Source organism: Massilia norwichensis (assembly GCF_024753245.1).
Classification (GTDB): Bacteria; Pseudomonadota; Gammaproteobacteria; order Burkholderiales; family Burkholderiaceae_D; genus Telluria; species Telluria norwichensis.
Genome location: NZ_JANUGX010000068.1, coordinates 1 through 1,627, shown reverse-complemented (window position 1 = coordinate 1,627; position 1,627 = coordinate 1). Strand labels below are relative to the sequence as shown.

The following is a 1,627-nucleotide window of genomic DNA, read 5'->3' as shown; positions in this document are numbered from 1 at the left end:
GTCGGCCAACCCAGGGATGATCTGGGCGGACTCGCGACCGAATGCTGCAGGGTCGAAATCCGCCGACATCATGATCGAGTCCGGTGGAAAGCTCACGATCAGGCAACGTGTCGCGCCGGTCTCGGGAACGTAGGACTCGACGGATTCGGTCGGATCCGCCATCCCTGATTCGCCGACCTGGGGCGCAGGGGAGGTGGCCCAGACGAGAGAAGCCACGAAACCTGGCGCGCTTTCGTACTCGCTGCTCCGGGGCGTAGAAGCAGCGGAGAGGAACATGGATTTTCCGTCGAGGCCGATACCTGTCACGATACGTCTGGTCTTCATACGCTCGCTCGTGTCTGCCATTACGGATGGATGACGTAGTTGCTGAAGCCGCCGTTGCGGTTGGCGATGCCCGAAATGGCCTCGTTCACCTGATCGAGCGGGAAAGCAACGTGCTCGAACACCGACAGATCAAGACCATGTACTTGCCTACTGAGCAACAAATGCCTTACACTGAGCATTGCGAACGGCCGAGATCGGCCAGGAGCAGTCGCAGCAAAATAATTGCAATTTCTGAAATAATTACTTGACCACATGCTAAACAGTCAACTTTGGATTGAACCTCTCGGTAATGTTGTTGTGGTTCGAGTGAGAGGGGAATTAACTGAAAGCTTGCTCAAAGAAATACATGAGCGCGTAATTCAGCTACTGCGAGATACCGAATACACGCGCGTTCTCTACGACGCATTGGAAATGGAATCACCCGACATTGACATCGCACTATTGCAAGAAAAATTAAACGAAAAGACAAAGCAACTGTTCGCTGACCAATCTCTCCGTAAAGCCATTTTGGTTTCGAATACACGATTGGGTTATCTGTCGCGGATCGCCTTCGGACAATTTGGTGAGGGGGACTACCGTGTTTTCTATAACGATCTCAGCCACGCCTTGCAGTGGCTTGAGACGTGAACAAACCGTCCGCTTCGGGTCCAGGCTGTGTAAAAACATAAATGCCGAGCTTGCGGCCTGCGTACTCGGTCAGGCGTAATTGTGTAGCTGTATATAGCCGTGTGGCAGGCCGTTTTCTCTGCGCGATATTTTCAGCGAAGCTCGGGAGAAGATTGAGGTCAGCAGGTTCCATGCAGCTAAAAAGCGGGCATATGCCCTGATGGCATTCAACATTGCCGGCATGCCCAGCAGCTTCATCAAGCGCCGGAAGTTATAGGCGAGCACGTGCAGGCTCATCTCGGTTTTCACGAAATCCAGCCCTTTCGTCAGGAAGTGCGTTGCCCCCATCCAGGATTTTAGCGTGCCAAATGGGTGCTCAACCGACGAGCGCCGCAGTCGCATGGCGTCGGGATTTGCGTCCAGGCGTGCTTGCATGTCATCGAGAAGGTTTTGGTGCTCCCAACGGGTCACTCGGCGTTGCTGGCTCGGTGTGCACCTGTCCTTGAGTGCGCAGCCTTTGCAATTGGAGCTCCAGTATCGGTGATTCGTCATGCCATTCTCGACGGTTGAAAAACGCCAGATCAGCGCTTGGCCTGCCGGACAGCGGTATTCATTTTTCTCTGCGTCGTAGATGAAATCGGCCTTGTCGAATCTGCCGTCGAACTTGGCGTTGGACGTTTTGTTTTCGGTACCAGGG

Annotated in this window: 2 protein-coding genes and 1 pseudogene; 1 reads left to right on the top strand and 2 read right to left on the bottom strand. The window is 53.9% G+C overall.

Annotated features, from left to right (window positions below; all coding sequences use genetic code 11):
• Positions 1-324: cupin domain-containing protein (locus NX782_RS26140; protein WP_379793171.1), on the bottom strand; the 324-nt coding region annotated here is incomplete at its 3' end.
• 252 nt (positions 325-576) lie between these two features.
• On the opposite strand from NX782_RS26140, the gene NX782_RS26135 reads away from it, so the two are divergent.
• Positions 577-951: a SpoIIAA family protein gene (locus NX782_RS26135; RefSeq protein ID WP_258848427.1), complete on the top strand. Its 375-nt coding sequence runs from the start codon at positions 577-579 to the stop codon at positions 949-951.
• Positions 952-1,143: 192 nt separating this feature from the next.
• Here NX782_RS26135 and NX782_RS26130 read toward each other — a convergent pair.
• Positions 1,144-1,627 (bottom strand): annotated as a pseudogene (locus tag NX782_RS26130) (transposase); the annotation flags it as partial.